Here is a 26,122-nt window from a genome sequence, read left to right as displayed (position 1 = left end):
TCTTATGCTCAAGAAACAATCAGGCGCTACCACAAGTTGCCTTAATCTTGATAAGGACCGATATCTATCTTGCCCTGTGGTCGCGGCTTGCCGTCAATATCGGTTGATGGCGCACCTACATTGGTGCCGGCACCAATGGCGGGACTGTCAGCCTTCAAATGATAATCGCCGCTGCCATCGTCTTTAAAATTGACAAACAACACATCCTTCGTGATGGTGCCAACATCCTTACTACCGACCGACGAGGGCCAATCGTAATTTTCATCACCAAAGGCGGCATCCCCGTTGCCATAAACGATATTGTTCAAAAACTGATCGTTCGAGCCAACGCCCTTGCGCTCGCGAATGCCCAGCAGCGCATTATTGATGCTGATATTGTTGGAGACAATAAAATCATTGCCTTTATCGCCGCCATTGTCGCTCTTATTCGTCCCAATGCTGATACCATGTTCTTTATTACCAAAGACAAGGTTATTAGAAACCACCGTGCCATCTGCCGCATGCCAGAGATTGATACCAACGCCGGCATTATCATAGGCAATATTATTGACAATATGGCCGTTCGCGTTGGAATGGTAGATAGCGTGGACATATTCGCACAATTTGGGGTACGTGTCACCAATATTGAAGACGACATTGCCAATAATATCGTTATCATGGGCTTTATAATTGCCATCGGTCACACCTGAACCACCGATATTATCGCACTTGCCGGGGATATTATGAATGCGGTTGCCAATCGTGCGGGTATACGAACCCATATTGACGATCCCATCGCGGCTATTATCGCTGCTGATATCAAAACCAACAATATCAATATAGTTAGCTTTAGTCATCCAGGGGTCATCATCGTTGGTCGTATGAATCTTTGCTTCCCATTTCTTGTCCGAGACAAAGGTAATCCGTGCCTTTGCGGTGCCATCCGTCTCGACCACGACCGCTTCATTATAGGTACCGGGCTGCACATGAACTGTCGTGCCCGGTTCCACCTTGTCAGCCGCTTTCTGAATCGTGGCAAAAGGATGCTCTTGAGAGCCATCATTATTATCGTTGCCTGAAGGGGACACGTAGAGCGCCTTGCCTCCTGGTGTGGGCGTTATCGGGATCGGCGTGCTGGTGCCACCTCCAGTGACGGGCGGCTGACTTCCTGGCTGCTTCTGAAGCATCAATATGATCACAGGGATTGCAATGGCGAGGGCCACTAACACAAGAGCGCTGGCTATATAATATTTTGTTCTTGATCTGCGCATATATCTTCTCTTTTCAATTTGTTTTTTCTCAAGAGGGAGAGGTCGATTTTTCGCTATTTATACTTAATTATAGGCGGTAGTTCTCTTGAAATTTTAAAAAAAAGCTCAAGATTTTAAGCAATTCGACAAAACGAAAAATCACAAAAAGAACTGGCGAGCTATCCAGCACGCCAGTTCGCCAGTAGGTCTTTAACAAATGCGCGGTAAGGGGTCTCCAACCAGCATATCCAGCACGCGCATCCCGCCGATATCGGTGCGCAGAAGGACCATCCCGGCAGGGTCAGCCTGCACAGTACCAATGAGAGATGCCTCACGTCCCAGCGAATGATTGCGTAACACGCTGAGAGCTGTTTCCGCCCGTTCAGGAGCCACGATTGCCAGCAATTTTCCCTCGTTAGCGATGGTAAGCGGGTCCAGTCCCAGAATCTCACAGGCTCCTCGCACTCCGGCATGCACCGGCACAGCATGCTCATCCAGCGCAATCGCGACCTCGGAACCCAGCGCCATCTCATTTAATGCCGTTGCCACGCCGCCACGCGTCGGATCTTTGAGGCAATGTACCCCTTCGCCAACCGCATCTAGCAGCGCCGCCACTAGTGTATGCAACGGGGCCGTGTCGCTCTCGACATCCGTTTCAATCTCAAGGTTCTCACGCGCCAGCATGATCGCAATCCCATGATCGCCAATGGGACCACTCAGTAATACCTTATCGCCCGGTTGGAGCTGCGTCTGTCCCAGGAGCCAGGAGGCACGCACACAACCGACACCAGCAGTATTGATAAACACCCCATCGGCCTTGCCACGCTGCACAACCTTCGTATCGCCGGTCACAATCGCAACGCCCGCCTCTCGCGCTGCCTCTGCCATCGACGCAACAATCCTTTTCAATTCGGCTATAGGAAATCCTTCTTCAAGCAAAAAACCTGCCGAGAGATAGAGCGGCTCCGCACCAGCCATCGCCAGATCGTTGATCGTCCCATGCACCGCCAGCTTGCCGATATCTCCTCCTGGGAAAAAAAGCGGACTGACGACATACGTATCGGTCGTAAACGCCAGCCGTTGTCCATCGACGTGAAACGTGGCGGCATCGTCCATCGCGTCGAGCAGGGGATTCGAGAAGGCGGGAGCAAAGACGCCTTCAATCAGGTTATGCGTGGCCTTGCCGCCACTGCCATGACTGAGCGTGACCTTCTCATCGCGCAGGTAGAATTTATGGCGGCGCGCCTGTCTGGTACGTTCGATCTTTTGTAGCACGCCATCAACAATATCCGCATTCTGTGTGTCCATGCCAACCTCCTGCTAGCGATGCGTGGTAATCTCTGGCCCAATATGCAGGCGTGTGCGCTCGGATGCCATCGAAAAACGACCATAATTGAAGTAAGCGGCACAGGCTCCTTCAGGAGAAACCATACAGGTACCAATCGGCGTTTCAGGCGTACAGGCTGTGCCAAAGACCTTGCACTCCCAGGGCTTGATCACTCCCTTCAGAACCTCACCGCACTGACACGACTTCGGGTCAGCCACTCGCAACCCCGGCACCTCATAGCGCAGTTCCGCATCCCAATCTGCATACTCCGAACGCAACTTTAACGCGCTATGGGTAATAAAGCCGAGGCCACGCCACTCAAAGAAGGGTCGCAGTTCCATCGTTCTCGCCATCGCCTCCAGCGCTTTGACGTTCCCCTCCGGTCGCACTACACGCGTATACTGGTTCTCGATCTCAGCCCGTCCCTCGCTGATCTGTTTGACGATCATATAAACCGATTGGATGATATCGAGCGGCTCAAATCCTGCAATCACGACTGGTTTATGATGTTGACGCGCCACAAACGTATAGGGCCGCATCCCAATCACCATACTTACATGGCCCGGACCGATAAAGCCATCCAACCGCAAATCAGGCGAATCGAGGATAGCCTTCATTGCCGGAATAATCGTGACATGGTTACAAAAGATCGAAAAATTCTTGATCCCTTCCGCACGCGCCCGCAGCAACGTCACGGCGGTCGAAGGTGCGGTCGTCTCAAACCCAATGGCAAAGAACACAACTTGCTTGTCTGGATACTGACGAGCAAGTTTGAAGGCATCGAGCGGTGAGTAGACAAAGCGCACGTCAGCACCTTCAGCCTTCGCATCCAGCAAGCTGCCATGTGAGCCGGGAACGCGCATCATATCACCAAAGGTCGTGAAGATCACGTTCTCCATACGCGCAATCGCGATGGCATCGTCAATACGTCCCATCGGCAAGACACAGACCGGACAGCCCGGTCCATGAATCAGGTCGATATTTGGTGGCAGAATATCTTCAACGCCATGCTTATAAATAGTATGAGTATGACCTCCGCAGACCTCCATTAGCTTGAGCGGCTTCCCCTCGCTCAGTCGCGCAATCTCTTCCGCAATGCGCTTTGCCAGTTCCGCGTCACGATATTCATCGACATATTTCATGCTCATCTGCGTGGCTCCTTCAATAGCGTGTGAATAACCTCAAGTATCGCATGATACACGGTCGCCTGAGCCTCCTGAATGCGCGGGATATGATCGCTGGGAGCGTTGATGCAAAAATCCACTGCCGGCGATTGCATCATCTTCCCGCCCTCATTGCCGGTCAGTCCAACCGTGAGCAAGCCCTGCTTTTTCGCCTGCTCTAGCGCCTGCAAGACGTTGACCGAGTTGCCGCTCGTCGAGACGCCCACCGCAATATCGCCCTTGCGCCCAAAAGCAATCACCTGTCGGGCAAAGACGTTAGCATAGCCAACATCATTCCCCACCGCAGTTATCACGGCAATATCGTTTGTCAGCGCAATTGCTGGTAGCGGAGGCCACTCTGGAAAGGGAGGGTTGAGTAGTTCCGTAACCAGATCTTGCGCATCTGTCGCACTCCCCCCATTGCCGAACGCCAACAAAGTTGCCCCCAGAGCAAACGCGCGTGCCATCGCCTCTGCGGTCGCTACAATTCGCTCTCCATAACTTATAAATGTGGCGTGGCGCAATGAGACCACCTCGCGGCATTTTTCCAGCGTTGAATGGCGCACCTGGGCCAGCACCTCTTCCAGATTGACCTTGCCACCCTCAAAGAGAAAAGGATAGAAAAGCTGATCGTATGCCGATCCCTGCTCATCACTCATGGTCGCCCTCTTCTAGACGCGAAATGGCGACCCCACCATGCACTAAGAGCAGGTCGCCTGGAATCACATGCTCCACCAGAGAAATATCAACCTCGTCCGTCGTCGTGCTATCCAGCGCTACCAGCGCCGTCTCTTGCTCCTGATCGATATGCAGCACTCGCGCCTCCCGCGCTTCATCAGAGCAGGTGATACAATGTTCAGCCTGACAATATCGCTCATTCATTGCAGCAATCCTTCGTGTTCAAAGAAGACGTGGACCAGTTCCCACAAAACATGATAGAGCGTTTCGTGCGTTTCTTGAATAACCAGTGGATCGCTTGCCTGTACAACAAAGCAGAAGTCAAGAGCGGCCTCTCTGAATAGTCCGCCATCGCCCCCGGCTAGTCCAAGCGTCAACAGCCCCATCTGTTTTGCCACGTCGAGAGCCGCCACCACGTTCATGCAGCGTCCATCGGGTGAAAAACCCATCGCGATATCTTGAGAGCGTGCCAGGGTCCGTAACTGATGCGCAAACTGCTCCGATTGGTTGCTGCGCGATAACAGGCCGCTCATGGTCGCACTATCGTTAGTGAAGGCCAGCGCCGGTAACGCTCGCTTGCCAACAATGACTGGATGAACAAACTCGACGGCGACGTGCTGCGCATCGGTTGCCCATGAGCCGTTGCCAAATGCCAGCAGTCGCCCTCCTTGATGGAAACGACGCGCCATCGCCCAGCACGCCTCGGCAATGCGCCCCGTCTCTACGTTAAAAAAATCTAGCGGAACAGATGTGCTCTGCTTGAACCGTGCCGCCACCACCGCCATTGGTGACTCGCGATCTTGCCATTCGCTGTGCATTGCGCTCCCTCTCATTCAATCTGGCTCTGATGCAGCATGTTTAGCTCATCAGTATAAGGTTGCCCCAGTAATTGAAGCGCTTTCGTCGTCTCCTGCGCTTCATGTTCATCGATCTTGCTCATGGCGAAACCAACGTGAATAAGCACCCAGTCGCCGGGCGCAATCCCATCAGGCCGCACCAAAGCAACGCTCACGTTACGTTTCACCCCATTGACATCAACTTTGGCAATCGAGTTCTCATCATCAACGATATCCACGATCTGCCCCGGAATCCCCAAACACATCTCGCTTCCCCTTTCTCTTTTTAACAGTCATCTCGTAAACGTGACGCCGCAATCGCCAACTGACCCAGGCTGATCCCGCCATCGTTTGGCGGCACCCGTCGATTGATATATACCTGCAATCCCAGCACTTTCAGTCGCGCTACAAGCAGTTCAAGCAACAGCCGATTCTGAAACACTCCACCGCTAAGCGTAACAACACGCAATCCCGTTTGCGCACCTACCTGCATACACGCCTGCACAAACATCTCAGCAAGCGAGCAATGAAATCGCCCAGCAATACGAGAGATGGGGATCTTCTGTTGCAGATCGTTCACAATGGCGCGGATCAGCGGTGCCACATCCAGCAGCGCGGGCTTGCTACCTGAATGAATCGCAAAGGGATAGGAGTCTACATCATCGGTCTCTGCCAGCACTTCCATCTCAATAGCAGCCTGACCTTCATAGACAACCTGGCGACGTATTCCCAATAATGCAGCAACAGCATCAAACAGGCGTCCCAGGCTCGAAGTCAGCGGGCTATTAATCCCACGCTCCATCATCTGCGCTAACAAACGCCACTTTGTGCGCTCTAACTGCTGCACAAAGGGAATATCAAGTGCGAGAAAATCATCGCCGTAGACTTGCGCCAGATAGGTTGCGGCCATGCGCCAGGGCTGATGGATCGCCTGTTCTCCTCCAGGCAACGGAACATAGGCGAGATGGGCCGCTCGCTCAAAGTCGCGCAGATCGGCAACCATGATCTCACAGCCCCAGATAGCCCCATCAGTTCCCCAACCGGTCCCATCCGCTGCAACGCCGATCACCGGACCCTGCAACCCATGTTCGGCAAGCACGCTGGCAATATGGGCATGATGGTGTTGAACGCCGATTTTGCGAGGAATAGAAGAGGTATCGAGCGCGTATTTCGTTGCCAGATATTCGGGATGCAGATCGTACGCGACGGCCTGTGGGGTGATATCGAACAAGCGTTGAAAATGCTCGATACCCTCGCGAAATGAGGTCAGCGTTTCCAGGTTTTCCAGATCGCCGATGTGATGGCTGACAAATGCCTGTCTCCCCTTGCCAAGACAAAACGTGTTTTTCAGATGTCCTCCACACGCCAGCAACGGCAGCGGCAAATCGAAGGGCAGCGGGATCGGCTCTGGCGCATAACCACGCGACCGCCGGAAAAACTGCTCGCCACCAGCTACCACACGCATTACCGAATCGTCGCAACGCATATAAATATCCCGGTTGTGCGTTACCGTCCCATCAGCGATTGAATGGAGACGCTGGCGGGCGTCATCATCTCTATAAGCAATCGGTTCGTCGCTCATATTACCGCTCGTCATCACCAGCACCGCCGGATGGTCGCTCGCCTCCGCAAAAGCTGCCAGCAATAGCGCATGCAGTGGTGTATAGGGTAACATGATCCCCAGAGTCTCATAGAGTGGCGCAACGGCAGGGGCGACAAAGTTTCTGGCACATCGCTGTAACAAAACAATTGGGCGGCGCTGTGACTGCAACAAAGCAGCCTCGGCCTCGCTGATATGGCAGAGTTGGCGCGCCGTCGCAAGGTCCGGCACCATCAGCGCAAACGGTTTGGCCTCGCGATATTTGCGCTGCCGCAATCGCTGCACCGCCTCCACATTGCACGCATCGCACGCCAGATGATAGCCGCCCAGTCCCTTAATCGCGAGAATGGCTCCCTCAGCGAGACACCGCGCCGCGTTTTCTATTGGCTCCGGCTCTTCCTCTAAAGATAAAGAGGAAGCAGACCAATCGATCAGACGCACCTGTGGGCCACAAACGGGACAGGCGTTGGGTTGCGCATGAAAACGGCGATTGCGCGGATCATTATACTCGCGCTGACAAGAGGAACACTGTGGAAAAATCCGCATCGTCGTTTTATCGCGATCATATGGCACGTCCTGAACAATGGTGAAGCGCGGACCGCAGTTGGTACAATTGATAAATGGATAGCCATAGCGCCGATCTTGCGGATCAAATAGCTCGCTCAAACAATCCTGGCACATCGCGGTATCGGGCGAGATGAGCGCTTGCCGCTCTGATCCAGACTCGCTATGCATGATCGTAAAACCTGCATCGTGGCACAGCGGGATCAAATCGGTCACGACCGTATCGATCCGAGCCAGTGGTGGCTTCTCCTCTCGCAAGGCGCGTTGAAAGCCGTCAAGCGCTTCCGGCGTGCCTTCAACCTCAATCGTGACACCAGCGCTATTGTTGAGGACAAAACCGACCAGCCGCCAGCGCAAGGCCAGATTGTAGACAAAGGGCCGAAAACCTACTCCCTGCACAATCCCCTGCACGAGACTGCGCTGTCTCTGCATTGTGGTCTCTCTCGTCGATGTCATCTCGTTATCTCTCGCAATGCACTATGAGCAAAAGTGAGCAGCCATTCGCACCACACATCAAGCCCTTCGCCCGTCCGACAACTCACCTCAAAAATACGAAGTCGCGGATTGATCGCCTGCGCCTCTCGTTTCACCTTCGCCAGATCGTAATCAACATAAGGCAACAAATCGAGCTTGTTCACGATCATCACCTGCGAAGCTGCGAACATCTGCGGATACTTTGCAGGCTTATCATCGCCTTCGCTCGTGCTGACGACGACGACGCGCAGATCCTCTCCCAAATCCCACGTTGCCGGACAGACAAGATTGCCGATGTTCTCGATTACAAGCAGATCTGTCTGTCCCACATCAAGCTGCTCCAGCGCTGAACGGATCATATGCGCTTCCAGATGGCACGCACCACGAGTGTTGATCTGCACCGTTTCAGCGCCCGCGGCTTCGATCCGCTCCGCATCATTGCTCGTCTCGATATCACCCTCGATCACCGCAATCGCCAGCTGCCCACGCAACCGCCTGATCGTCTGCTCTAACAGCGTCGTTTTTCCTGCTCCAGGCGCGCTCATCACATTGATCGTCGGCGCGTCGAGTGTTTGTCGCAGTTCCTGTGCGATGGCTTCGTTGGCGGCCAGGATATGTTGTGCGATTGTGATTTTCGTGGGCATACACTATTCCTCCATGACAGGTGTTGCAGTTTCGATCTCCATCTCCTGAATCTGCAATTCGGTGCCAGAAATAATATCGCCGCTCCACTGCTGGCAGAGGGGACACTGTGACACAAGATTGACAACGGCGAACTCCTGAGCACAGGTACGACAGCGCGCCACATGTGGGATGTTTTCGATCAATAATTGCGTCCCATCCAACAGCGGGTCCAGACTGGTGAGCATCTCGAAAGAAAATGTCAGCGAATCGGTCATAATGCCGCTGGCCTCACCGATCTGGAGCCGCACGGACTTCACATGAGTCGCCCGGCACTCGCTGGCCTGCGCCATTACCACCTCAACGATGCTCTGAGCAATGGCAAGTTCATGCATATGCTCTCCAGTACCCTGCTACATAGCTCGTATCCGCATATAGCGTTGAATATCGGGTAGATTCTGCCGGATCATCAGCGCTATCAGACCAGCAATCGCCACAATAATCAGCATTCTCGTCATGATCGTATTCCCTTCTATTTTTGTTTGATCCGTTCATAATATTTACGTTGTGGGCATGCATAGATCAGCGACGAGCGCATCGATCATCTTTATCGCTTCACCTACCGCCGTCTGCACCGGCTCACTCAATCCCATCTGCATTTCATCGATACTTGCTGGCTCGCAGCCAACCAGCAGCGTGTGTATGGGCGGAACACCAAGCGTACGAGCAAACGCAAAGACCTTCACCGGGTCCAGGCTGTGCGCATCCAGAGCAAAACTATCATCGGATGACGTGGCGGATAGATCCGGCTCAATCAGAAAGACCGTCCCGGGCGGCTCTCCTCGCGAAACGGTATCGACCAGCACCAGCGTCTCGTAGCCTTCAAGCAAGCTATAGGCCAGTTCGATACCTCTAATGCCAAAATCGATAACATCTATCCCCTGTGGATACTTTTGCTCCCGCCGCAACAATCGCTGGGCAACCTCAACGCCGAAACCATCGTCGCCAAGAAAAATGTTGCCCACACAGGCAATGAGCGTCCGGCTCATGCTTCACGCTCCAATGGCTCAATTTCTTCAGGAAAGAAGAAGAAACGATGTCCTGGAAGCACGCGCTCGTCCCACTGCTCGCGTCCTGGGTCGTCATCCAGCGTGACAACCAGATAGAGCCGATCCTCAAAATCCTGCTGAATCGCCTCCACCCGCGCCGTCTTGCCCATCAGTAATTTATCGAAGGCGTCGGCCTGCGCCCTCGGTTGCAAGCGCACGTGCTGACCAGGGCGTATCTCCTGCCCCCTCACGACGATGGACACAGGCGGCGCGTCGTCTCGGTTAGTGTCGTTCATCACACTTCTTCTCCTTCACTAATGGGTCGCATACTACGAATCGTACCGTGCAATTGCATCAACTGTTCAGGCGAGAGCGACTCGATACGCTCTAATATCGCTCGTGCCTGCTCGTCTCCTCGCCTCATCTCCTCCTTCTCCACGTCGGTGAGCGTCATGATCCGCAACGTGAGTAGTTCATCAATTTCGGTGCCATCAAATAACGGACCCAGACTCTCCGGCGCAATCTGTGGATAGTCGTACAGAATGATCGGGGAAGACAGCATCACATCATGCGCTCCCTCATCGCCGATCAGCACTGGCCACGTGTGGCGGTTCTGACATGCGCGTGCAGAAGCTTCCAGAGCCGCTGGAGGATCTAACAGCGAGAGAAAGGCTCCCTGCCGCACCTGCATGATGGTATGAGTGGAAATAAAAGAGCGTAACAACACCGCATCCCGTCTGCTCATATCCAGGCCGGTGAGCGGTGTTGTATTCTTGATGCGTACATCCAGCTTATAGATGCCCTGCTCGACCCGGCTCGCCTCAAGCTCGACTATACCTGCCAACGGCTGTTGGGTGCGTACGACGCCATGCTCCCTGATACAATCCGCAGCAAAAGTAAGCTCAAACTGGAAGGGCTGAGAGAGCAAATCACCCAATTGCATCTTCTCCACGCCCACCTCACGTTCCATACCCTCTTCCCAGCTTTCTGGCGTCCAACCTTGCACCACTTCACCCTCAATATCAGTGGTCCGTTGCAACAGATGCAGAAAACGAACTGCGATAGTGAGCGTCGTCTGTGCGCTGCCGCTTAGCAAGCACTCGGTTTGCATGGTCCAGGGTTCAACGCCATCTTCAGCCTCGCTATAGGCTTGCGGATAGACCACACCCAGGGTCCAGCGCTGCCGATTCTTGATGGCCGAATGCCGATAAGGATACAACAGATACCCCTCATACAACACGGCATTAGCAATCTCCTTGACCTGTTCTATCCTCACCGCGACACCTCCTCTTCACCAACTGGCAGCAATTGTGCAAAAACCGCCTCCCAGGTCGGCAAGCAATGAGTCGCTTTATACTGATAGAGCCGGTCAAAGGTCTCTTTACGCAAATGCAGCCAGGCACTATCGGGGTAGTAGTGCGCCATCATCGTCTGCCAGAGCGCAATCGGCAGGCGGAACGTTGCTTCCTTCGACCACGAGATTTGCTCAACCCGTAGCGCTCCTTGCTCGCCTTCATAAAAGATGCTACCGCTAAAAAGGAGCAACAGCGGCACATCACCTTCACCCACCGCGTCAAAATATTTCGTGCTGACCATCTCAAAGTCATAACTGCACGGGATAGGCAGATCGAGCGTGGTGCTTGCCGAAAAGCAGGGCACCACCGTACTGATATACATCCAGTGGAGGTTATGCAACGTCTGGCCCCAGCGCTCAGGCTCACCAAATACTTCCAGCAAACGCGCCTGAGCAGCGGGGCTATACCGTCTCCGTGTCACAGCGATCTGAAGCTGACAGCGCAAGGCAACCGTATGAATGTATTGTTCTTCGTCGCGATTGGTGATGCGCAGTTTGAACAATAGAGTAGGAACTGCGGCAAAGGCCGGAACCTCGGCCCCAAGCACATCAAAGTTCAGATCCGGCATCGCTCCCTCCTTTCACCGACATTTGCTCGCTTGCGCGCCTGTTCATTTCGGCGAAAAAGCGCGCAATCTCCGACCAGACCTCTTCGCCACCGCTGAGTCCGCGCCATCTCATACGGATCAGACCCACCAGCCGATAGCAAGCATCCAACGGGACGATGTAATATTCGTGCCTGTCGCGCACACGATTGATCAACAACGCCTCAACATCCGGCTCCAACTCTTGCAGCACAGGATTGTTGCCAACCAGCTCTTCCCAGTTCTCCAGGCTCAACAGCGATTCCGTCGCTCCGGCTGGACTCGGATAAAAGGCCATGAGACGCTGCTCTACGCTGTTCTGGAAGAGATAGACCACGTTCACTGGCAACATCAGCGCCTCCCACTGCTCATCAGTCATGCGAAAATCGGGCAGGGCCACGTAACGCTCAGGAATGAGACGATATTGTCCACTGCCAGAGCCGCGCGCATTGAAGAGGATCGAACAGGCCTGACAGCTACACAGGATCGCTCGATTGGAGAGGTTTAATAGGTGACGATGCTCCGACGCAAGTGCTACACCGCATAGCTCACAGCGTTCTCCAGGCGATTGCACTGCTGGCTTCTGCTTGCTCGTGAAGCGCCGCAATCCCTTCAGCGATGATCGGACAGTATCAGAAGGGTGATATGCTGGCATGGTCGCTCTCTCGCTCTCTGTGTCGTCGTGGAGGAATAAACGTCACTGGCACGGCCTGCTTGACCGCTCCATCCTCTATCTGCACTCCCTCTAACTCCGGGGCCACCTGACTAACTGCCTCCTCGATAGCGGCCCTCAACATCTCTGTGGAGGCGCTACAGCCATGACAGTTGTTGCTCATGAGGCGCACATAGGCGGTCCCATCGGCTATACTCATCAATGTGACGCCAGCACCGTCTATGTGCAAAGAGGTTTCCAGGTCAGCCAGAGCATGCCGAATGCGCGTTTCCGGATCTACCGGATGCAATCCATGCAACAATAACAGCGAACTGACCAGACCATCGCTGACAAGTGGCTCAAGCGCTCCATCACCTCCCGCCTCAGCAATGATGGCAAGTATTCGTGCCAGCCCTTCGCCGTGCAGATCCAGAATAGCGCGAATCAACTCTTCAGTAGTCGCACGCATCTCCTGGTCAGAAAATAGACTCACCTGTTGAAGCAAGCGTTCGATATGAGCGGCTCGCTGCTCATGCTCCTCAATACTCAATGCCATAACGTTTCCTTTTCTCTTCGGTGCAACTCGCCAGCCTCTTCAGCTTCTTATTAAAGTCGGGTAGGAGCGATGTCCCGCTCCCTACCCGGCTTCCAACCCATTTGTTTTAGGGAGGAGGAATATTCGGACTTTGCGGCTCCTTCGGCTCTTCGGGGGTAGCGCCGCTGGAAGATCGACCAGTAGAAGTGCCGGTCGGACGATGCGCTCCCTCATGGCCCTTGTGATGACGGCCAACCTCTTTCCCTTCTTTATGCATCTTCTCTTCGCCTTTCCCTGTACCCGGTTGATGCACCGGCTCGGGAGGCTGTCCCGGCTTCTTCTCGTCTGTCATTGTTTTTCCTCGCCTTTCGTTGTCGGAGAATCTTGCTTGTCAGCACTCTTCTCCGGTAGCGTGACGCCAAACGTTGGTGAGTGAACCACCTGGAGCTGCTTTCCCTCGCCCAGATACATATGCACGCCACAGGGCAGGCAGGGATCGAAGCTACGCACCGTACGCATAATATCGATGCCGACAAAGTGATCTCGCTCATTCTCCTCAAAGATCGGCGTCCCCTGAACCGCATCTTCGTACGGCCCCGGCGTCCCGTAAATGTCACGTGGACTGGCGTTCCAGGGCGTCGGAGGATACGGATGGTAATTTGCAATCTTTTTATTCTCGATCACCATATGATGAGAGAGCACGCCGCGCACTGCTTCATGGAAACCGCAACCAATCGCCTCGTTAGGCACAGTAAAGTCGCTCCACGTTTTGGTATGACCGGCATGAATCTCTGCCAGTGCCTTATCTATACAGTGCAGCGCAACGGCGGCAGCGTATGCCTGGAAGTACGAGCGCGCGCGATCACGTTCGAGGGCATTGCTCCAGCGCGGGGTCTTCCACTCAAGTTCAACTTCCGGCTTCAGCGCGGTCTTTGGCAAACGAATTTTGACGCTGTTTCCGGTTGCCTTGATATAGCCGCCCAGATCCACCAGTCCAGCCAGTGCTGTTACCCACAAACGAGCAATAGGGCCACCACCAGTATCAAGGGCAAGATGATCGCCAGTGCGCTTGTCATACCAGCGAGGTGACATGACCCAGCTATAATTGCCGTCAAAATTGCGCTTCTGTGGCTTCGGGGTCGTCGTCTGATTCCAGGGATGGTGACGATCAATCGGGTTCCCCAGCGGGTCGCGATCAACAAACATGCGTTGATTCTCCCAATCGTCATAATACGAACTCCCCAGCAGAATACGCATGCCCAGATTGATATCAACCAGATTGGTCGTCACCAGTTGGCCATCAACCACGATGCCCGGCGTGACGAACATCGCGCGTCCCCATTTATCCATTGTGCGGTAGTCATAATCGCAGACATCCGGGTCTTGAAACGATCCCCAGCAACCAAGCAGAATACGGCGCTGGCCCACCTTCTCGTAGCCCGGCAATGCCTGATAGAAGAAGTCGAACAGGTCATCATGCAATGGAACGACCTTCTTCATAAACTCGACATATTTCATCAAGCGCACCAGATAATCGGTGAACAACTGGACGGTTGCAACGGTTCCGACGCCGCCCGGATAGAGGGTTGAGGGATGAACGTGGCGTCCCTCCATCAGGCAAAACTTCTCGCGGGTCAACCGGCTCATCTGTAACGCCTCGCGATAGAATTCGCCTGTAAAGGGATTGAGCGAGCGCATGATATCGGCAATGGTCCGATAGCCATGATCGCGCGCGTGGGGAGCTTCGGTTTTCTCCGCCAGATCCAGCACGCCGGGATTGGTCTCGCGCATCATTTGCTCACAAAAATCGACGCCCACCAGATTCTCTTGAAAGATGTTGTGGTCAAACATGTACTCCGCCGCTTCGCCCAGGTTCAGAATCCACTCGCCCAGCGCCGGAGGCTTGACCCCATAGGCCATATTTTGCGTGTAGACGGAACAGGTGGCGTGATTATCGCCACAAATGCCACAGATGCGGCTGGTTATAAAGTGAGCGTCACGCGGATCTTTTCCCTGCATGAAGATGCTGTATCCTCGAAAAATGGAAGAGGTGCTATGACACTCCACGACCTGACGCTTGCTAAAATCGATTTTGGTATAGATACCCAGGCTGCCAACGATACGTGTAATAGGGTCCCATGACATCTCTACCAGTTGCGATGGCGGCGTTGGGCCGGGTTCTCGTCTCACCTGTGTTGCCATGTTGCTAGCTCCTTATACAATCACTTCATCACCACGTTGATCGGTAGCCTGTTGTCAACTCTCTCCCTGTGTGACGCCAGGAGGGTTCTTTGTTCAAGGTATTGTTCGTTATCTTGCGCAACCCGCGCACCGCCGCGCCATAGACGCTGACCACGTTCGACGATACTTTCGATCCGGGTGGCTCATCCATAAACGGCATAAATTTATCCGGGAAGCCCGGCATCGTACAACCGATACAGATTCCTCCCACGTTAGGACAGCCGCCAATGCCAGACATCCAACCACGTTTCGGCACATTGCATTGCACGACCGGTCCCCAGCAGCCCAGTTTCACAAGACACTTGGGCGAGCTATACTCCGTCGCAAAATCGCCCTGCTCGTAGTAGCTGCCTCTATCGCAACCTTCGTGAACTGTCTTACCAAACAACCAGGTTGGGCGTAAAGCGCTATCAAGTGGGATCATCGGGGCCAGACCTGCTGCCTGATAGAGCAGATACAGGAGCGTCTCCATGAAATTGTCCGGCTGTACAGGACAACCTGGGACACAGACGATAGGCAGACCAGCCTTAGAGTGCCATTGCCACCCTAGATAATCGGGCAGGCCCATTGCACCGGTTGGATTGCCCTGCATCGCGTGAATGCCACCATATGTGGCACACGTTCCCGCAGCGACCACCGCCCACGCTTTGGGGGCCAGACGATCTATCCATTGACTGGTGGGAATGGGTTGATTGGAGATGGGATCAGTGCCGAGAGCTGCCCAGTATCCCTCTTGCTTGATCTGCTCGTTGGGGATCGAGCCTTCCACCACCAGCACAAACGGATCAATCTCTCCCCGTTCGGCTTTATACCACCACGACATAAAATTGTCGCCAACTTCATAGGCGAGGACCGGGTTATGCAGGTAAACTTTGGGGAGACTAGGTATGGCCCCCATCACAACATCTTCAATGCTGGGCTGGCTGGCCGCCGTAATGGAGACGGTATCTCCATCACAACTCAAACCAGCCGTGATCCAGACGATGTGAACCTCCTCCACGCGGACACGTGTTGCCATCATGTACCTCCTGAAAGTCGCTTATGGGTCACACATGAAATCACGCCCTGGGTCTGGCAAGCAAGGTTTTGCACAAATACGAGAGATCACACGATAATATATAGAGGCTTCGGCTTCTTCCGATCTTCTCCCCCACAATCTACAAACGATATATACGAGAACTCGACATCACTATCGAGGATAGAACACATTTCTCAGAGGTTGCGCTGAGAAATACTCCGTTCTTTCTGTGTCTGTTCTGTTTTCTTCTCTCTTCTCTACAAGATTTGCGGGAATGAGGTAAAAGTACAACCATCACAGGGAAAATAGATTGTTTTCATTGGAAGCGTATCATATATCTGCATTTTTATCAAGAGCCGAAACACAATTTGTTGTGTTATAAAATATATAGTGAGTCTATATATAGAGAAATGCTGGGTTTCCTTACAATATATAGATGAGATTGATAAAACGAAACTGTAAGCGAATTGGCGCTCACAGTTTCATAGAGGAATAGAATAGCTGATCGATCCTACTTTCATTACTCAAACGGACGCGCTGGTAGCCTTTTCGCTATCAGAAGACGCTGATGTCCCAGGCACGATTGGTCTGTCCCAATCTATTCGATAGGCATACATCCAGCGAGACGCCTTTGGATTGGCGAAGAGCTTGACAAAGATTGGCGTCATCAGATCACGAAACCATTGTTGCATGGGACGAACTGCATGCTTGCCCGCGTCGCCCTGCTCTCCTACTTTAAACATCCTGGCTGTACGCTCGCGACGAAGTTGTTCATAGGTCGCAAACGCCTGCTCTAGAGCGGGAATATCTCGCAAACACTTTGCCAGGATTGCAGCATCTTCCAGTGCCATCGATGCTCCCTGTCCTGAACTGGGAGAAATGGCATGAGCGGCATCGCCAAGCAGCACGACTGGCCCTTTGTGCCAGCTTGCAGGTTGGGTAGACAAGGCATAAGACGCAAAGTAAGGAAAGATTTCCTCTGCCCCTTGAATGATCTCGCGGATCAACGGTCGATCCTTGCTGAATAATCCTGATAGCTGCTCCCTTCTCTCTCTTTCGGTCATCCCGTCGAATGTACCTCTCTTCGGCTCGTCAACTAACGACCAGTTGACAAACCAGTAGATGTAACCAGTTTGACTAACATGGTAACCAAAAAAGGCACGCTTGCAGAAGTTAAAATGAATGGTCTCGGGCGGAGAAGACACCTTTACAGTAGAGGTATAGCCTCCACTGTTCATCAAACCGGTAAAGACCGCACCCGAGAACGTTGGATCGATCAGTTGGCGCGTACGCGAGTGAACGCCATCGGCCCCAACAAGAAAATCGCCGTGAGCGGTTGTACCATCTTGAAAAGTTGCAATGACGCTCCCGGTACTCGTTGTTTCGATGCTTTGCAGTTTCTTGCCGCGCCAGATCTTGATCCCCTGACGTTCGGCCTCATCAGCGATAATCAGTCCCAGAGGAACACGTTTGATGAACACGCTCTTGATTTCACCATCTGCCAGGATGCCTTCAACCAATTGCTTACCTTTCTGGCTCCACATCTGCCATCCTGTCACAGCAGAACCTTCAGCGAAAACAGGGCCGTCCAGCCCTAATTCCTGAAGCACGCCCACACCATTGCAAGACAATGACAAGGCAAATCCTTCTGCAACTTCTCTGGCCTCATATATCTCCGCCTCAATGCCTGCCCGTTTCAGAAACAGAGCAAGCGCAGGACCAGCAATACCACAACCAATAATCAATGCTTTTTTCATATTATGAATCCCTTCCTTTCAATGCTTTTATATCTCGTTATCCTCAGTTGAATCATGCTCCTGCTGCATCTCGCTACCCAGCAACGCAAGATCTAGACGCGTCACTCTCCATACTAGCTTGCCGTCTCGCATCTCTGTTAGCGTGCCGTCACTAACCTCCAATAAGAACTGTTGAATAAAGGTTAATCTGGCTTCAAGCAGGGCGAGCATATATCTATCCTCAGTAAGAAAGAGGCGATCAACGCCGATCTGCAAGCCTCGCTCAATGGACCCCTGAGTATCACGCATCTGTTTTTTAAGGTGTCGTGAATGCTCTTCAAGTAGCGCTACTACTTCTGTTGGCGAGAGATTACCCAGAAAAGCCAGCCCCGCCGCAAACTGCGAGTACTCCGTCATCGGCTGACGCAACAGCGCACGTAGCCAATCAAACAATTCGGATCGTCCGGCCTCCGTTGTCGTGTAGACGGTTCGCTCGGGATACCGGCCCTCTCGCTGCGTTTCCACTGGCACAATCAGCCCTTCACGCTGTAGCGTTTCCATGACGGAGTAGAGAGAGCTATAATTTAGCTTAATCACGGTAGACAGCTCTCGCTGCTTCATCACCGATGATATCTCATACGGATGCATAGGGCGCTCAGTCAGCAGAGATAACACTGCCAACGCTAACAGATTCGACATCTTACGTTTTGCCATCATTCTTCCTCAACAAACTATTCCAATTTAGACTAGTCTATAAGAGACTATAATCTAGAAATCACTTCCTGTCAAGCCCTCGCAAATTATTTGTTGGCAGACATCTTGACTTCGAGCGTGCTCGAATTTGTATACTGCTTGCCATCAATATCTCTGATTTAGATCAAGGAGGAAACATTATGGCGAAATCCTACTACAGCACGGTATTCGAGCAATCGGCAGATCAGGTCTGGGCCACCATTCGCGATTTCGGCAACTATACATGGGCAGGCACAGTCAGCGAGTGTCATATAGAAGAGGGCAAATCAGGCACAACGGTTGGAGCCATCCGCAGCGCGCGGCTCGGCGACACAAATACCTATCATCGTCAGCGACTCCTGGCGCATTCAGACCTCGATCGCTCCTATACCTACGAGTTCTGTGAACCATATCCATATCCCGTCCGCGACTGCATCATTACACTTCGGGTAACACCCATTAGCGATGGCAACAGAACATTTGTCGAATGGTCGGGAACATTTGATTGCGAACTCTCCAAACGCGACCACTGGACCCACTATTTTGCTCATGAGGTCTGGGCAAAATTGCTCCAATCATTGAGGGAACATCTGAAGGGATAACTGTTATGTGGCCTGGACAGGTATTGCAGAGGTAAAATACAATATCATCCAGGCCACATAGAGAGAGAGCAGAAGAAATCTGTAGCAGACAAGATTCTACCAGCATCCTATGGAGCGACCACAGTATGAAACTGCGCTGCCAGATCGCTCGCCCAGGCACGGATTGCTGTCCAATCACGAACATCGCTAGCTGACTGCCTCCCCATAAACAGGTTATAGGGGAATCTGAGCGTTTGAGGATCGAGCTTGCCGCCAAAAATCTTTGTTTCCTCTGGAACCAGCCAGTGAAACTTCGCCAGCTCTTTCTCAAGCTGTTGACTCGCGCCCTGAAATTCCTTCTCATCGGTATGAATCGGCCCAAGCGCAAAAATGAAGACAGGTCGCGCTTCAAGGGCTGCATGATGCCGCGTCAGAAAATGGAGCGCATCCTTGTGCAAATGGAACATATAAAGCGGCGCTCCCAGCACCACCACGCCGTACTGATCTAAGTTCTGTACCTCTAACACAGATCTGACAACGACCTCAATCCCGTGTTCATGGAGGGTCTCAGCGATGGTTTCGGCCACTTCTTCCGTTGAGCCATAACGTGTTGCATAACAGACAAGAACTGAAGTTGGCATACTAACCTCCTTTCAGCATAATATCTCTACACATTTTCAACAGGCTACATTATTTTCCTTCGAGAAGACCATACCACATGCATATCACACTTCTCTCATGTTTACCGACTTCTATATCTCACAAGCGTCACAATCTATCAGCATTGATTACCGGCTCTCTTCTGGACACTGCTTCAGTATCAGTGCTATCATTTTAGCGGCAACTAAATCTTCAATAGAAGAACAAAACTGAGAGGAATTTCACGATGCAAATAGGCGTCACCTTTCCACAAACCGAGATCGGTAGCGATCCTGCTGGCGTTCGCGATTATGCACAGGCTGCGGAGGCGCTGGGCTATAGCCATCTTGTGGCATTCGATCACGTCCTGGGGGCAGATCCAACCAATCGCCCGGGTTGGCAACGCTACAGCCACAAACATATGTTTCACGAGCCTTTCATCCTTTTCGGCTACCTTGCCGCGTTGACAAAGCTCGAACTGGTTCCGGCTGTGATCATCCTCCCCCAGCGGCAAACAGCACTCGTGGCCAAACAAGCGGCAGAAGTAGATGTCCTCACTGGTGGCAAGTTCCGCCTGGGGATCGGTGTGGGCTGGAACGAGGTCGAATACGAAGCGCTGGGACAGGACTTCCATAAGCGTGGACGCATCATAGAGGAACAGGTCGATGTCTTGCGTCTCCTCTGGCGACAGGAGGTGGTAAGCTATACCGGCAAGTATCACAAGATTACAGAAGCCGGGCTAAACCCTCTCCCTGTGCGCCGCTCTATCCCCATCTGGATGGGGGGAAGCACGGATGTATTGTTGCGACGTGTGGCACGCCTCGCCGATGGCTGGTTTCCCCAGGGTAACCCGGATGAGCATATGCATGCCACGTTTGAGCGGTTGCGCGGCTATATTCGCGAGGCGGGGCGCGATCCCAACTCTGTCGGCCTTGAGGCTCGCGTCACTATCACCGAGGGCAATCTCGACGAACTCGTACGCAGAACCAGAGCATGGCGTGATCTTGGCGTCACCCATATCTCTATTAACACAATGGGTGCTGGTCTCTCCACTCCTGATCAACACATCGAAGCCATCCGTCGCTATAAAGAGGCACTTGACCTGTAACAATTCATAAATACTCGCTGGGAGAAATACAAAAAAAGCGGCATAGAACCCCGCCGATATCATGGTCATTCGAGCTAGAACTGAGCCGATACGTTAGGGTATCGGCTCAGTTTGATTGGATTGTAGCGCTTGCATCCCTACCATAGAATTAAGAGGCGATATTTGACAAAGACTAACCGTGGCCAATGGCTAAAACCAAGAGGGGAGGGGAAATGGTTCCTTCTAACGAATCTCCTGGTACGCCGACACAGGGGCAGCAGCCAGCTCCACCCAGGCGTGGGGTTGCGAAACTGGCGACCTGGGCGCTTATCGTCTTAGGAGTGGGAATGCTTGGAGGCTGGCTGCTCGGCAGAAACGCCTCGACTGCTGGCAGTGCTTTCCCCTCTCTTACTGGTACTGATCAGGACGCGCTGCAAGTGAAGGTCATCGAAAAGTTCCGGCCTTCGGTGGTGCAGATCAATGTCACTACGCAGGATGGGCAGGGGAGCCTGGGGTCGGGAACGATCATCGATAGCCGCGGCTACATCGTGACCAACGAACACGTAGTGGCTGGTGCTACGAACCTCCAGGTCGAGCTATTTGATGGCACGAAGGTGCCAGCGCAACTGACAGGATTGTCTACGCTCGATGATCTAGCGGTGGTGAAGATCACGCCACCAGCGCACATGGCAGTGGCGAAGCTGGGAGACTCCTCGCAACTACAGGTAGGGCAGACGGTGCTGGCGATTGGTAGTCCCCTGGGCGTCACACAAACGGTCACCAGCGGGATCGTGAGTGCGCTGGGCCGCAACGTTCCCGGAGGGGAGGGCCGCGTCATCTTCAACTCCATTCAAATGGACGCAGCGATTAACCCTGGCAATAGCGGTGGAGCGTTGGTAGACTTGCAGGGTGATCTGGTCGGGATTCCCACGCTGACCATTGTGAACCCCTCGTTCAATGCGCCCGCCAGTGGCCTGGGCTTCTCCATTCCCGCAAACCGCGCGAGTTTCATTGTGCCGCAGCTCATCCGGTCGGGCAAGGTCACTGATGTTGGCCTTGCCGACCTGGGACTGGAAGGCACCACTATTGATGCGACGACAGCTGCCCAGCTCAGGCTGCCCGTCACCCAGGGGGTGCTGGTTGTCAGCGTGAATGCCAACGGCCCGGCGGCTCGGGCCGGGTTGAGAGCAGGCGATGTGATTGTGCGCCTCAATAACACTGCTGTGACAGATAATGCCGGACTGCTGGACAACGTGCTGAACAAGAGTCCCGGCGAGCAGGTGACGCTCCAGGTCTATCGCGGCAGCCGGCCTTCGACGGTGAACGTCACACTCGGCAAACTAAACATCTCATGACGGGGAACCAGTATTCCGGCTCTCGCTTTTGGTTGTAAAAACTCATTATACGCTACCTATTGCCTGGATCACATTCATATTGCAGATAAGTACCTGGAAAATTTAGAGAAAAATATATAAAATGTGAGAAAGCGTCTGAGACGCTTTCTACTAGAGAAGATACTGATTGCTCATCTTGGGAGGTATTTGCACAATGGCCTATCACAGTGAAGTGGTGGGGAGCCTGCTCAGGCCCACCTACCTGCTAGATGCACGACAACAGCTTGAGTCAGGCAACCTCACACCCGCCGCATTTAAAGCCATCGAAGACCGCGCAGTGAACGAAGCGATTGCTCTGCAAGAAGCGGTCGGCCTCGATGTCATTACGGATGGCGAAATGCGGCGTTACAACTTCTACGGCCACTTCGTCGAGGCAGTAGATGGCTTTGACAAGTTTGGCGGACGCGTTGTTCCCTTTCACGACGAACAAGGAGACAAGCTGATCCACAAAGGCCCGGTTGTGGTGGAACGGCTCAAATGGCGCAGGAACATGTGTGCTGAGGAGTGGGTATATCTGCGCGCACGTACTTCTCACTCTGCAAAAGTCACATTACCCAATATCATGATGACCGCAGCCTACTACGAGGCCAATAAATCGAATTCTGCCTATGCAACCCGCGATGCTTATCTGGCCGACGTTGTGGATATCATGCGCCGCGAGGTGGAGGAGTTGATCCGCCTGGGCTGCACCTACATCCAGATCGACGCTCCCAACTACACCAGCTTTCTCGACACAAAGATGCGCGAACGGTTCCGACGCAACGGCGAAGACCCGGACCAGTTGCTTGCCCGCAGCATCGAAATAGACAACGCCATCATTGATGGGCATTCAGGCGTCACATTCGCGCTCCATATTTGCCGGGGCAACAATCAGAGCATGTTTTACACTTCTGGCGACTATAGGCCAATCTCCGATGTCTTCAGACGCACCCATTATCACCGCTTCTTGCTCGAATACGACGATGAGCGCTCCGGCGGCTTCGAGGTCTTACAACATGTGCCTGATGATCGCTCGGTCGTGCTTGGCCTGATTACGACCAAAAAGCCACAACTGGAAGCCGCCGACGAGCTACGCCAGCGTATCGCAGAGGCCAGCCGCTACATCCCCTTAGAACGCCTGGCTCTCAGTCCGCAATGCGGTTTCGCCTCCACAATGGAGGGCAACAATATCTCGTTTGAAGATCAACGCCGCAAACTCGAACTGGTGGTGAACGTCGCCAGAGAAATCTGGCCCTCCTGATAGCGCAGCGTCCTGCCCGTCTCATAACTGGCAGGACGCTTGCAGCATACATATCTAAGACATAAACTCACTGGCAAAGCGGCGTATAGACTTCAGGCCGACCGCATCAGGGAATATGATAATTAACTCCTGAACGCCTGCCTCCTCGCACATCGCGATACGCTTGCGAATGGTATCAGGGCTACCGACGAGCGCGTAGGCCATAGCATCAGCAGGCAACTGAACTCTCCACCTTTCAGGGAGCGCAGCCAAAGCCTGCTCATCGGTATCGCCAATAATGCAGAATGTGGCGGCGGTACGGTGAATGCTGTCATAATCGCGTCCAACATCCTCGCAATGCTGCTTGAGAACGGCAAATTTACGTGTAAGCGTGGCGAAATCGCCACTCACATTACAGGCATCACCATATTGTGCTACCAGTTTGAGCGTGACTTTCTCACCTGCACCACCAATAAGCAGAGGAATGTGTGGTTGCTGCACCCCTTTGGGCTGATTAATAGCCCCACGAACCTGATAGTATTTGCCCTCGAAAGAGGCTTCTTCTTGCGTCCACATCGCCCGAATGACCTGCACTGCCTCGCGCAACTGACGCAAACGTGTTGGCGCATCAGGAAAATCATAGCCATAGCCGCGATACTCATGCTCATACCAGCCAGCGCCAATGCCAAAGTTGAGGCGACCATGACTCAGCACATCAACCGTGCTTGCCATCTTTGCCAGCAGTGCCGGGTTACGATAACTATTACACGTCACCAATTGCCCAATACGCACCCTCCTGGTATCGCGAGCAAGTGCGGCAGTAGTTGTCCAGGCTTCAAACGTGACTTCTTGCGATGGTCGAGGGACCGTGTGAAAGTGGTCTACAAGCCAGACCGACTCATAACCACACTCTTCCGCTGTTTGCGCTACACTGGTCATCGCTTCATATGCTTCGACAGGATCTTTCTTATCGGTCAGATCCATCGTCCAACCTTGCGGCAGGGAAACACCATATTTCAGAGCCATTATCGCTTCTCTCCTTTTCAAACATGAATGACTTACAACGTTCCAACGCGACTAATACGTACGTACTCATCTCCTGTCAAGCGCCAGTCCAGCACGCCGGCATTTTCACGCGCTTGCTGGGCATTCCTGGCACCTGGAATAGGAATAACACACTCATTCGCCAACCTTTCTCTCAAAATCGAGAATAATATTAGATCGATCGTTCATTCTATTTGAGATAAAAAATTTAACGCGCAATGGCATCCCAACACGCCCTGGCAACGTTATTCAATGCGGCCTCATCAAGCTTCACGAGGCCAGCAGCCGACTGTCGGGCCAGCCTGAGCGCGACGCCCATTGTAAACTCACCAATGACTTCCAGGGGCAGGTCTTTGAGCAAATCCTGGGCGCTGAGATCCCTCACCAGCCCATGCAACACCTGCGCTTCAAGATCATTCTCAGCGCCAAAGGGATTTTTCCGCTGCCAATCTTCGGCCATATCCTGCAACGTCTTCACCCCCTCATGCTGTTTTACACCTGGTATACTCTCATACTGCTCCAAAAACACCATTTCTTTTGGATGGGCAAGAGCATAATGGAACATGGATAGCCAGAGCGATTGAAACCGCTTCACGAGCGGCTGCTGCGGATCATATCTCGCAGCAATAGCACGACTCATCTCTCTTTTGATGCGCTGATAGAGCGACGCTAGCAGATCATCCTTACTCTCAAAGTAGTGGTAGATGATGCCGGCACTGGCCCTGGAGCGTTTAGAGATCATCGACATCGGCGTATGCTGCAAGCCATTTTCCGCAACCAGCTCCAGCGCCGCCTGCAAAATAGCTTCTCGCTTCTCGCTCTTCTGTACCTGCTCTTCCGCTCGCATAGACCCTTCTTTATTTAGCATCAACTGCAATCATTTTCTCTGGATCGAATGACCATTCTATTTATAACATAGATCGAATCTGTTTGCAAGCCATACTATTGAAATTCTTCTGCTTCAGAAAAATATGCTCAATTTCATCCCAAAAATAATCACTTCATGCGTATAACCAGGCGAAGAGGTTAGCAAGATCATGTGCAGGTCTGCACATTAAAATTAGCTCCTGCAACTATAGGCAGCGCCCTTTTCAGCATTCAATCAGACTGCACATTGTGATAATGGAGGACATACATTCATGGGATACGATCCAAATCAACCACCTTATGGTACGCCCAATCAACCGTCGTACGGAGTGCCTAATCAACCACCTTATGGTGTGCCACCACAAACACCACCGCCATATGGTATACCCAATCAGCCGCCTTACGGTGGAGTCCCACCGTACGCACAGCCTCCTGCCCAGAAAAGATCGCTTAAATGGTTGTGGATCACACTGGGTATCGTCGTTGGCATCTTTGTGCTTGCCTGTGGAGGACTGGCGGTTCTAGGCGGCACCCTTCTCGGAGGACCGAGCAGCGCCGCAGACTCATATTACAAAGCGATAGAAAGTCAGGATTACAACACCGCCTATTCATACATGAAAGTTGATACCTTCACGGTAGGCGGCCAAACTCTCCAGGCAAATGCAACCGTCTTTTCGCAAATTGGCAATGCCCTGGATAAAGAAAGAGGCAAAGTCACCAAACATTCAATAACCAGCGTCAATACCGATAATGATAACTCTACTGTAAAAGTTGAAGTAACGCGTAACGGTGCTCCTTATACTGTCACGCTTGAATTAACCAAAATAGGCAGCGACTGGAAGATTACCAAACTGGATAACGTCTAATAGCTCATTTTCTGCACGAAATGCGGGACTCT

At 52.9% G+C, this 26,122-nt stretch carries 30 protein-coding genes; 5 read left to right on the top strand and 25 right to left on the bottom strand.

Features of this window, described 5'->3' with window-relative positions; translation table 11 throughout:
• Positions 1-41: 41 nt before the first annotated feature.
• The 22 genes from K3T83_RS36960 to K3T83_RS36860 form a co-directional block, all read right to left on the bottom strand.
• Positions 42-1,250: a right-handed parallel beta-helix repeat-containing protein gene (locus K3T83_RS36960; RefSeq protein ID WP_220207914.1), complete on the bottom strand. Its 1,209-nt coding sequence runs from the start codon at positions 1,248-1,250 to the stop codon at positions 42-44.
• Positions 1,251-1,439: 189 nt separating this feature from the next.
• Positions 1,440-2,537: a hydrogenase expression/formation protein HypE gene (gene hypE, locus K3T83_RS36955; protein ID WP_220207913.1), complete on the bottom strand. Its 1,098-nt coding sequence runs from the start codon at positions 2,535-2,537 to the stop codon at positions 1,440-1,442.
• A gap of 12 nt (positions 2,538-2,549) precedes the next feature.
• The gene (hypD, locus tag K3T83_RS36950; protein ID WP_373324640.1) at positions 2,550-3,698 is read right to left on the bottom strand and encodes a hydrogenase formation protein HypD; all 1,149 of its coding nucleotides are present in this window, start codon (positions 3,696-3,698) and stop codon (positions 2,550-2,552) included.
• 2 nt (positions 3,699-3,700) lie between these two features.
• A complete protein-coding gene (locus K3T83_RS36945) occupies positions 3,701-4,378 on the bottom strand; it encodes a D-sedoheptulose-7-phosphate isomerase (RefSeq protein WP_220207911.1) in 678 nt (225 codons plus the stop codon).
• Positions 4,371-4,601: a HypC/HybG/HupF family hydrogenase formation chaperone gene (locus K3T83_RS36940; RefSeq protein WP_220207910.1), complete on the bottom strand. Its 231-nt coding sequence runs from the start codon at positions 4,599-4,601 to the stop codon at positions 4,371-4,373. Before K3T83_RS36940 ends, K3T83_RS36945 begins: the two co-directional genes overlap by 8 nt.
• Positions 4,598-5,215: a D-sedoheptulose-7-phosphate isomerase gene (locus K3T83_RS36935; RefSeq protein ID WP_220207909.1), complete on the bottom strand. Its 618-nt coding sequence runs from the start codon at positions 5,213-5,215 to the stop codon at positions 4,598-4,600. The genes K3T83_RS36940 and K3T83_RS36935 overlap by 4 nt, the downstream gene beginning before the upstream one ends.
• A gap of 11 nt (positions 5,216-5,226) precedes the next feature.
• The gene (locus K3T83_RS36930; RefSeq protein WP_220207908.1) at positions 5,227-5,499 is read right to left on the bottom strand and encodes a HypC/HybG/HupF family hydrogenase formation chaperone; all 273 of its coding nucleotides are present in this window, start codon (positions 5,497-5,499) and stop codon (positions 5,227-5,229) included.
• A gap of 20 nt (positions 5,500-5,519) precedes the next feature.
• Positions 5,520-7,829 (bottom strand): carbamoyltransferase HypF, encoded by a 2,310-nt coding sequence (hypF, locus tag K3T83_RS36925; protein WP_236065068.1) that lies wholly within the window; start codon positions 7,827-7,829, stop codon positions 5,520-5,522.
• 20 nt (positions 7,830-7,849) lie between these two features.
• Positions 7,850-8,515: a hydrogenase nickel incorporation protein HypB gene (hypB, locus tag K3T83_RS36920; protein WP_220207906.1), complete on the bottom strand. Its 666-nt coding sequence runs from the start codon at positions 8,513-8,515 to the stop codon at positions 7,850-7,852.
• A 3-nt stretch (positions 8,516-8,518) separates the two neighbouring features.
• A complete protein-coding gene (locus tag K3T83_RS36915) occupies positions 8,519-8,887 on the bottom strand; it encodes a hydrogenase maturation nickel metallochaperone HypA/HybF (protein WP_220207905.1) in 369 nt (122 codons plus the stop codon).
• 18 nt (positions 8,888-8,905) lie between these two features.
• Positions 8,906-9,010: a DUF6893 family small protein gene (locus tag K3T83_RS58100; RefSeq protein ID WP_373324557.1), complete on the bottom strand. Its 105-nt coding sequence runs from the start codon at positions 9,008-9,010 to the stop codon at positions 8,906-8,908.
• 42 nt (positions 9,011-9,052) lie between these two features.
• Positions 9,053-9,541 (bottom strand): hydrogenase maturation protease, encoded by a 489-nt coding sequence (locus tag K3T83_RS36910; protein WP_220207904.1) that lies wholly within the window; start codon positions 9,539-9,541, stop codon positions 9,053-9,055.
• A complete protein-coding gene (locus tag K3T83_RS36905) occupies positions 9,538-9,837 on the bottom strand; it encodes a hypothetical protein (RefSeq protein WP_220207903.1) in 300 nt (99 codons plus the stop codon). The genes K3T83_RS36910 and K3T83_RS36905 overlap by 4 nt, the downstream gene beginning before the upstream one ends.
• Entirely contained in the window at positions 9,837-10,817 is a 981-nt protein-coding gene (locus tag K3T83_RS36900) for a hypothetical protein (RefSeq protein WP_220207902.1), read from the bottom strand. The genes K3T83_RS36905 and K3T83_RS36900 overlap by 1 nt, the downstream gene beginning before the upstream one ends.
• Positions 10,814-11,464: a DUF6084 family protein gene (locus K3T83_RS36895; protein WP_220207901.1), complete on the bottom strand. Its 651-nt coding sequence runs from the start codon at positions 11,462-11,464 to the stop codon at positions 10,814-10,816. The genes K3T83_RS36900 and K3T83_RS36895 overlap by 4 nt, the downstream gene beginning before the upstream one ends.
• On the bottom strand, positions 11,445-12,134 hold the full coding sequence (locus tag K3T83_RS36890) for a DUF5947 family protein (protein ID WP_220207900.1): 690 nt from the start codon (positions 12,132-12,134) through the stop codon (positions 11,445-11,447). Before K3T83_RS36890 ends, K3T83_RS36895 begins: the two co-directional genes overlap by 20 nt.
• Positions 12,112-12,687 (bottom strand): NifU family protein, encoded by a 576-nt coding sequence (locus K3T83_RS36885; RefSeq protein ID WP_220207899.1) that lies wholly within the window; start codon positions 12,685-12,687, stop codon positions 12,112-12,114. The genes K3T83_RS36890 and K3T83_RS36885 overlap by 23 nt, the downstream gene beginning before the upstream one ends.
• 106 nt (positions 12,688-12,793) lie before the next feature.
• Positions 12,794-13,018: a hypothetical protein gene (locus tag K3T83_RS36880; protein ID WP_220207898.1), complete on the bottom strand. Its 225-nt coding sequence runs from the start codon at positions 13,016-13,018 to the stop codon at positions 12,794-12,796.
• Positions 13,015-14,868, bottom strand: coding sequence for a nickel-dependent hydrogenase large subunit (locus K3T83_RS36875; protein WP_220207897.1), 1,854 nt, complete (start codon positions 14,866-14,868; stop codon positions 13,015-13,017). Before K3T83_RS36875 ends, K3T83_RS36880 begins: the two co-directional genes overlap by 4 nt.
• A 28-nt stretch (positions 14,869-14,896) precedes the next feature.
• On the bottom strand, positions 14,897-15,925 hold the full coding sequence (locus K3T83_RS36870; RefSeq protein WP_220208370.1) for an NADH-quinone oxidoreductase subunit B family protein: 1,029 nt from the start codon (positions 15,923-15,925) through the stop codon (positions 14,897-14,899).
• Between the two features lie 524 nt (positions 15,926-16,449).
• Complete coding sequence (locus K3T83_RS36865; protein ID WP_220207896.1) at positions 16,450-17,682, bottom strand: FAD-dependent oxidoreductase; 1,233 nt, start codon at positions 17,680-17,682, stop codon at positions 16,450-16,452.
• Positions 17,683-17,709: 27 nt separating this feature from the next.
• On the bottom strand, positions 17,710-18,378 hold the full coding sequence (locus K3T83_RS36860) for a PadR family transcriptional regulator (protein WP_220207895.1): 669 nt from the start codon (positions 18,376-18,378) through the stop codon (positions 17,710-17,712).
• Between the two features lie 176 nt (positions 18,379-18,554).
• On the opposite strand from K3T83_RS36860, the gene K3T83_RS36855 reads away from it, so the two are divergent.
• On the top strand, positions 18,555-18,995 hold the full coding sequence (locus tag K3T83_RS36855) for an SRPBCC family protein (protein WP_220207894.1): 441 nt from the start codon (positions 18,555-18,557) through the stop codon (positions 18,993-18,995).
• Between the two features lie 107 nt (positions 18,996-19,102).
• Here the strand turns inward: K3T83_RS36855 and K3T83_RS36850 are convergent, their stop codons facing one another.
• Positions 19,103-19,615, bottom strand: a complete 513-nt coding sequence (locus K3T83_RS36850; RefSeq protein ID WP_220207893.1) for a flavodoxin domain-containing protein — start codon at positions 19,613-19,615, stop codon at positions 19,103-19,105.
• Between the two features lie 245 nt (positions 19,616-19,860).
• On the opposite strand from K3T83_RS36850, the gene K3T83_RS36845 reads away from it, so the two are divergent.
• The 3 genes from K3T83_RS36845 to K3T83_RS36835 all read left to right on the top strand — a co-directional run bounded on the left by K3T83_RS36845 (position 19,861) and on the right by K3T83_RS36835 (position 23,334).
• Positions 19,861-20,721: an LLM class F420-dependent oxidoreductase gene (locus K3T83_RS36845; protein ID WP_220207892.1), complete on the top strand. Its 861-nt coding sequence runs from the start codon at positions 19,861-19,863 to the stop codon at positions 20,719-20,721.
• 212 nt (positions 20,722-20,933) lie between these two features.
• Complete coding sequence (locus K3T83_RS36840) at positions 20,934-22,055, top strand: S1C family serine protease (RefSeq protein ID WP_220207891.1); 1,122 nt, start codon at positions 20,934-20,936, stop codon at positions 22,053-22,055.
• Positions 22,056-22,248: 193 nt separating this feature from the next.
• A complete protein-coding gene (locus tag K3T83_RS36835) occupies positions 22,249-23,334 on the top strand; it encodes a cobalamin-independent methionine synthase II family protein (protein WP_220207890.1) in 1,086 nt (361 codons plus the stop codon).
• Between the two features lie 54 nt (positions 23,335-23,388).
• Here the strand turns inward: K3T83_RS36835 and K3T83_RS36830 are convergent, their stop codons facing one another.
• Together K3T83_RS36830 and K3T83_RS36825 are read right to left on the bottom strand one after the other, a co-directional pair.
• Entirely contained in the window at positions 23,389-24,339 is a 951-nt protein-coding gene (locus K3T83_RS36830) for an LLM class F420-dependent oxidoreductase (protein ID WP_220207889.1), read from the bottom strand.
• A 226-nt stretch (positions 24,340-24,565) separates the two neighbouring features.
• Entirely contained in the window at positions 24,566-25,204 is a 639-nt protein-coding gene (locus K3T83_RS36825) for a TetR/AcrR family transcriptional regulator (protein ID WP_220207888.1), read from the bottom strand.
• A 292-nt stretch (positions 25,205-25,496) separates the two neighbouring features.
• On the opposite strand from K3T83_RS36825, the gene K3T83_RS36820 reads away from it, so the two are divergent.
• On the top strand, positions 25,497-26,090 hold the full coding sequence (locus K3T83_RS36820) for a nuclear transport factor 2 family protein (RefSeq protein ID WP_220207887.1): 594 nt from the start codon (positions 25,497-25,499) through the stop codon (positions 26,088-26,090).
• The last annotated feature ends 32 nt before the right edge of the window (positions 26,091-26,122 follow it).

Source organism: Reticulibacter mediterranei, assembly GCF_016587455.1.
The sequence above is the reverse complement of the archived record's forward strand: the minus strand, read 5'-3'. Positions and strand labels throughout refer to the sequence as shown.

What these genes read in the sequence shown, in the direction of transcription:
- hypD (WP_373324640.1), bottom strand. Translation starts at nt 3,698, where the DNA reads ATGAAATATGTCGATGAATATCGTGACGCGGAACTGGCAAAGCGCATT.
- K3T83_RS36855 (WP_220207894.1), top strand. Translation starts at nt 18,555, where the DNA reads ATGGCGAAATCCTACTACAGCACGGTATTCGAGCAATCGGCAGATCAG.
- K3T83_RS36825 (WP_220207888.1), bottom strand. Translation starts at nt 25,204, where the DNA reads ATGCGAGCGGAAGAGCAGGTACAGAAGAGCGAGAAGCGAGAAGCTATT.
- K3T83_RS36880 (WP_220207898.1), bottom strand. Translation starts at nt 13,018, where the DNA reads ATGACAGACGAGAAGAAGCCGGGACAGCCTCCCGAGCCGGTGCATCAA.
- hypF (WP_236065068.1), bottom strand. Translation starts at nt 7,829, where the DNA reads ATGCAGAGACAGCGCAGTCTCGTGCAGGGGATTGTGCAGGGAGTAGGT.
- K3T83_RS36845 (WP_220207892.1), top strand. Translation starts at nt 19,861, where the DNA reads ATGCAAATAGGCGTCACCTTTCCACAAACCGAGATCGGTAGCGATCCT.
- K3T83_RS36860 (WP_220207895.1), bottom strand. Translation starts at nt 18,378, where the DNA reads ATGATGGCAAAACGTAAGATGTCGAATCTGTTAGCGTTGGCAGTGTTA.
- K3T83_RS36915 (WP_220207905.1), bottom strand. Translation starts at nt 8,887, where the DNA reads ATGCATGAACTTGCCATTGCTCAGAGCATCGTTGAGGTGGTAATGGCG.
- K3T83_RS36820 (WP_220207887.1), top strand. Translation starts at nt 25,497, where the DNA reads ATGGGATACGATCCAAATCAACCACCTTATGGTACGCCCAATCAACCG.
- K3T83_RS36840 (WP_220207891.1), top strand. Translation starts at nt 20,934, where the DNA reads ATGGTTCCTTCTAACGAATCTCCTGGTACGCCGACACAGGGGCAGCAG.
- K3T83_RS58100 (WP_373324557.1), bottom strand. Translation starts at nt 9,010, where the DNA reads ATGACGAGAATGCTGATTATTGTGGCGATTGCTGGTCTGATAGCGCTG.
- K3T83_RS36945 (WP_220207911.1), bottom strand. Translation starts at nt 4,378, where the DNA reads ATGAGTGATGAGCAGGGATCGGCATACGATCAGCTTTTCTATCCTTTT.
- K3T83_RS36895 (WP_220207901.1), bottom strand. Translation starts at nt 11,464, where the DNA reads ATGCCGGATCTGAACTTTGATGTGCTTGGGGCCGAGGTTCCGGCCTTT.
- hypB (WP_220207906.1), bottom strand. Translation starts at nt 8,515, where the DNA reads ATGCCCACGAAAATCACAATCGCACAACATATCCTGGCCGCCAACGAA.
- K3T83_RS36935 (WP_220207909.1), bottom strand. Translation starts at nt 5,215, where the DNA reads ATGCACAGCGAATGGCAAGATCGCGAGTCACCAATGGCGGTGGTGGCG.
- K3T83_RS36830 (WP_220207889.1), bottom strand. Translation starts at nt 24,339, where the DNA reads ATGGCTCTGAAATATGGTGTTTCCCTGCCGCAAGGTTGGACGATGGAT.
- hypE (WP_220207913.1), bottom strand. Translation starts at nt 2,537, where the DNA reads ATGGACACACAGAATGCGGATATTGTTGATGGCGTGCTACAAAAGATC.
- K3T83_RS36870 (WP_220208370.1), bottom strand. Translation starts at nt 15,925, where the DNA reads ATGGCAACACGTGTCCGCGTGGAGGAGGTTCACATCGTCTGGATCACG.
- K3T83_RS36890 (WP_220207900.1), bottom strand. Translation starts at nt 12,134, where the DNA reads ATGCCAGCATATCACCCTTCTGATACTGTCCGATCATCGCTGAAGGGA.
- K3T83_RS36835 (WP_220207890.1), top strand. Translation starts at nt 22,249, where the DNA reads ATGGCCTATCACAGTGAAGTGGTGGGGAGCCTGCTCAGGCCCACCTAC.
- K3T83_RS36905 (WP_220207903.1), bottom strand. Translation starts at nt 9,837, where the DNA reads ATGAACGACACTAACCGAGACGACGCGCCGCCTGTGTCCATCGTCGTG.
- K3T83_RS36930 (WP_220207908.1), bottom strand. Translation starts at nt 5,499, where the DNA reads ATGTGTTTGGGGATTCCGGGGCAGATCGTGGATATCGTTGATGATGAG.
- K3T83_RS36910 (WP_220207904.1), bottom strand. Translation starts at nt 9,541, where the DNA reads ATGAGCCGGACGCTCATTGCCTGTGTGGGCAACATTTTTCTTGGCGAC.
- K3T83_RS36865 (WP_220207896.1), bottom strand. Translation starts at nt 17,682, where the DNA reads ATGAAAAAAGCATTGATTATTGGTTGTGGTATTGCTGGTCCTGCGCTT.
- K3T83_RS36885 (WP_220207899.1), bottom strand. Translation starts at nt 12,687, where the DNA reads ATGGCATTGAGTATTGAGGAGCATGAGCAGCGAGCCGCTCATATCGAA.
- K3T83_RS36850 (WP_220207893.1), bottom strand. Translation starts at nt 19,615, where the DNA reads ATGCCAACTTCAGTTCTTGTCTGTTATGCAACACGTTATGGCTCAACG.
- K3T83_RS36940 (WP_220207910.1), bottom strand. Translation starts at nt 4,601, where the DNA reads ATGAATGAGCGATATTGTCAGGCTGAACATTGTATCACCTGCTCTGAT.
- K3T83_RS36875 (WP_220207897.1), bottom strand. Translation starts at nt 14,868, where the DNA reads ATGGCAACACAGGTGAGACGAGAACCCGGCCCAACGCCGCCATCGCAA.
- K3T83_RS36960 (WP_220207914.1), bottom strand. Translation starts at nt 1,250, where the DNA reads ATGCGCAGATCAAGAACAAAATATTATATAGCCAGCGCTCTTGTGTTA.